At 45.1% G+C, this 4,805-nt stretch carries 2 rRNA genes; both read left to right on the top strand.

What is annotated here, in order from left to right:
• Nucleotides 1-41 precede the first annotated feature (41 nt).
• A 16S ribosomal RNA gene (locus tag E1I18_RS03560) occupies nucleotides 42-1,554 on the top strand.
• A gap of 308 nt (nucleotides 1,555-1,862) precedes the next feature.
• A 23S ribosomal RNA gene (locus E1I18_RS03555) occupies nucleotides 1,863-4,744 on the top strand.
• Together the 16S and 23S rRNA genes form the textbook arrangement of a ribosomal RNA operon.
• Nucleotides 4,745-4,805: the final 61 nt, after the last annotated feature.

Genomic DNA, 4,805 nt, shown 5'->3' with positions numbered 1-4,805 from the left:
TGTTCTTTGAAAACTAGATACAAAACCATGACGAAGTCAATTTTTTCGAGAGTTTGATCCTGGCTCAGGATGAACGCTGGCTGTGTGCCTAATACATGCATGTCGAGCGAAGAACTTGTTCTTAGCGGCGAATGGGTGAGTAACACGTACTCAACGTACCCTTTAGTTTGGGATAGCGGTTGGAAACAGCCGATAATACCAAATACTCGTAGTTTTCGCATGAAAACTACGTAAAAGATGCCTTCAAGCATCGCTAGAGGAGCGGGGTGCGCAACATTAGCTAGTTGGTGAGGTAACGGCTCACCAAGGCCATGATGTTTAGCGGGGTTGAGAGACTGAACCGCCACACTGGGACTGAGATACGGCCCAGACTCCTACGGGAGGCAGCAGTAGGGAATATTCCACAATGGACGAAAGTCTGATGGAGCGACACAGCGTGCAGGATGAAGGCCTTATGGGTTGTAAACTGCTGTGGTAAGGGAATAAAAAATAGCATAGGAAATGATGTTATATTGAATGTACCTTATTAGAAAGCAACGGCTAACTATGTGCCAGCAGCCGCGGTAATACATAGGTTGCAAGCGTTATCCGGAATTATTGGGCGTAAAGCGTCTGTAGGTTGTTTGTTAAGTCTGGCGTTAAATTTTAGGGCTCAACCCTAACACGCGTTGGATACTGGCAAACTAGAGTTATGTAGAGGTTAGCGGAATTCCTTGTGAAGCGGTGAAATGCGTAGATATAAGGAAGAACACCAACATGGCGAAGGCAGCTAACTGGACATATACTGACACTGAGAGACGAAAGCGTGGGGAGCAAACAGGATTAGATACCCTGGTAGTCCACGCCCTAAACGATGATCATTAGTTGATGGGGAACTCATCGACGCAGCTAACGCATTAAATGATCCGCCTGAGTAGTACGTTCGCAAGAATAAAACTTAAAGGAATTGACGGGGACCCGCACAAGCGGTGGAGCATGTGGTTTAATTTGAAGATACGCGTAGAACCTTACCCACTCTTGACATCTTCTGCAAAGCTATAGAGATATAGTGGAGGTTAACAGAATGACAGATGGTGCATGGTTGTCGTCAGCTCGTGTCGTGAGATGTTCGGTTAAGTCCTGCAACGAGCGCAACCCCTATCCTTAGTTACTAACATTAAGTTGAGCACTCTAGGGAGACTGCCTAAGTAATTGGGAGGAAGGTGGGGACGACGTCAAATCATCATGCCTCTTACGAGTGGGGCAACACACGTGCTACAATGGCCAGTACAAAGTGATGCAACCTGGTGACAGTGAGCAAACCACAAAAAACTGGTCTCAGTTCGGATTGGAGTCTGCAACTCGACTCCATGAAGTCGGAATCGCTAGTAATCGTAGATCAGCTACGCTACGGTGAATACGTTCTCGGGTCTTGTACACACCGCCCGTCAAACCATGGGAGCTGGTAATGCCCGAAGTCGGTTTATAAACAAACTGCCTAAGGCAGGACTGGTGACTGGGGTTAAGTCGTAACAAGGTATCCCTACGAGAACGTGGGGATGGATTACCTCCTTTCTACGGAGTACAATACCAAACACACGATTTGGAATTAACCTTTTTAAGACCTGATTAATTTAATAACGTTATGGACTTGTTAGGTCGCAAGTATGTATCTAGTTTTGAGAGAACATTTCTCTCGAAATTGTTCTTTGAAAACTGAATAGTAATTATTTTAAAATATTACAACGACATCAAAATTGAATAAATTTTTTGGTTTATTCGTATTGATTCATCGAGTAATCATAAAACATTATGATTCATTGAAATGTCTTAAAATACACATCATAACAATAGGAAATCTTAATTTTAAATTAAGGACATACTTTTAAATAAGTAAGAGTTTGTGGTGGATGCCTTGGGTCTGGAAGTCGATGAAGGACGTGATTACCTGCGATAAGCCTCGTGGAGCTGGATATGAGCTACGAAACGGGGATTTCCGAATGGGGGAACCTAGTTAGGGTAATGCCTAACTGCCTTTTTCTGAATACATAGGAAAATGAGCGAGACACCATGTGAACTGAAACATCTTAGTAGCATGAGGAAAAGAAAATAAATAATGATTTCTTTAGTAGCGGCGAGCGAACGAGAAAAAGCCCAAACCATTTTAAATGGGGTTGTAGGACAGTCTACATAAAGTTACAAAATTTAATGATAGCAGAAACTTTTGGGAAAAAGTAGCATAGAAGGTGATACTCCTGTATGCGAAATCATTAAGTCTTTTGACTGTATCCTGAGTAGGGCGGGGCACGTGAAACCCTGTCTGAATCTGCCGGGACCACCCGGTAAGGCTAAATACTAACCAGACACCGATAGTGAACTAGTACCGTGAGGGAAAGGTGAAAAGAACCCCGAGAGGGGAGTGAAATAGATTCTGAAACCACTTACTTACAATTAGTCAGAGCCCATTTAAGGGTGATGGCGTACATCTTGCAGTATGGACCGGCGAGTTATGTTATCATGCAAGGTTAAGCGGAATAAAGCGGAGCCGTAGAGAAATCGAGTCTTAATAGGGCGAATTAGTATGATGGCATACACCCGAAACCAGGTGATCTATTCATGAGCAGGCTGAAGCTTAGGTAACACTAAGTGGAGGGCCGAACCGTAGTACGCTGAAAAGTGCCCGGATGACTTGTGAATAGCGGAGAAATTCCAATCGAACTTGGAGATAGCTGGTTCTCCTCGAAATAGCTTTAGGGCTAGCGTGTGGTGTTAATTAATGGTGGTAAAGCACTGAATGTGGAATGGCCGCGCCTAGCGGTACTGACTATAATCAAACTCTGAATACCATTATGTATTACCATGCAGTCGGAACCGGGGTGCTAACGTCCCGGCTCGCGAGGGAAACAACCCAGATCGTCGGCTAAGGTCCCAAATTTGTGTTAAGTGAGAAAGGTTGTGAGGTTTCATAAACAACTAGGAAGTTGGCTTAGAAGCAGCCATCTTTTAAAGAGTGCGTAATAGCTCACTAGTCAAGAGACCTTGCGCCAATAATTTAACGGGACTAAAACACAAAACCGAAGCCACGGGTACATTTATGTGCGTTAGAGGAGCGTTCTTAGGGCAACGAAGCTAGACTGTGAAGACTAGTGGAGCGCTAAGAAGTGAGAATGCCGGTATGAGTAACGATTCGTAGTGAGAATCTACGACGCCTATTGGGGAAGGTTTCCTGGGCAAGGTTCGTCCACCCAGGGTAAGTCAGGGCCTAAGGCGAGGCAGAAATGCGTAGTCGATGGACAACAGGTTAATATTCCTGTACTTTCTATATCAGTGATGGAGTGACGGAGAAGGATAAGTTTACCTCTTACTGGATTGAGGGGCAAGTAGTAACTAGAAATTGTAGGTAAATCCGCAATTTATATACTGGGAGCTATGACGCATAGGCTTTATGCCAAATTAACTGATTTCATGCTTCCTAGAAAAGCTTCTAAACTTATGTTATGGAAACCTGTACCGAGAACGGACACACGTCCCCAAGATGAGTATTCTAAGGCGAGCGAGAAAACTAGTGTTAAGGAACTCTGCAAAATGACCCCGTAAGTTCGCAAGAAGGGGTGCTCACGCAAGTGAGCCACAGAAAATTATGAGGGGCAACTGTTTATCAAAAACACAGCTCTCTGCTAAACCGCAAGGTGATGTATAGGGGGTGAAGCCTGCCCAGTGCCCGAAGGTTAAGTGGATGCGTTAGCTTATGCGAAGCGTTGAAATGAAGCCCGGGTGAACGGCGGCCGTAACTATAACGGTCCTAAGGTAGCGAAATTCCTTGTCGGCTAAATACTGACCTGCACGAAAGGCGCAATGATCTCTCAACTGTCTCAACACTAGACTCGGTGAAATTATGGTCCCAGTGAAAACGCTGGGTACCCGCATCAAGACGAAAAGACCCCATGGAGCTTTACTACAACTTCGTATTGAAATTTGGTCTAACATGTGTAGGATAGGTGGGAGACAGTGAAACTAGAACGCCAGTTCTAGTGGAGTCAACCTTGAAATACCACCCTTGTTATATTGAGTTTCTAACCTGCCATCATTATCAGGTGGGGGGACAGTGCGTGGTGGGTAGTTTGACTGGGGCGGTCGCCTCCTAAAGAGTAACGGAGGCGTTCAAAGGTACACTCAATACGGTCAGAAACCGTATGCAGAGCGCAAAGGTAGAAGTGTGCTTGACTGTGAGACTTACAAGTCGAGCAGGTGCGAAAGCAGGACTTAGTGATCCGGCTGTACATTGTGGAATGGCAGTCGCTCAACGGATAAAAGTTACCCTGGGGATAACAGGCTTATCTTGCCCAAGAGATCACATCGACGGCAAGGTTTGGCACCTCGATGTCGGCTCATCGCATCCTGGAGCTGGAGTCGGTTCCAAGGGTTGGGCTGTTCGCCCATTAAAGCGGTACGCGAGCTGGGTTCAGAACGTCGTGAGACAGTTCGGTCCCTATCTGATGTGGGCGTTGGAATATTGATGAGAGCCGTTTTTAGTACGAGAGGACCGAAACGGACGTACCACTGGTGTTCCTGTTGTTGCGCCAGCAGCATAGCAGGGTAGCTAAGTACGGAAAGGATAACCGCTGAAAGCATCTAAGTGGGAAGCCTCCTCAAAGATTAGTATTCCCTTGAGATTCCTTATAGACTATAAGGTTGATAGGCTGGATGTGTAAGCATAGCGATATGTTGAGCTGACCAGTACTAATAAATCGATAGGTTTAAAAGTAAATGTGTATTTTAGACATTTCAATGAATTAAAATTTACTATTCAGTTTTCAAAGAACCAA

Origin of the sequence: Mycoplasmopsis mucosicanis (assembly GCF_006546935.1) — a bacterium.
GTDB classification, from domain to species: Bacteria; Bacillota_I; Bacilli_A; order Mycoplasmatales; family Metamycoplasmataceae; genus Mycoplasmopsis; species Mycoplasmopsis mucosicanis.
Note: the sequence above shows the minus strand (reverse complement) of the source record. Positions and strands in the feature narration are given on the sequence as shown.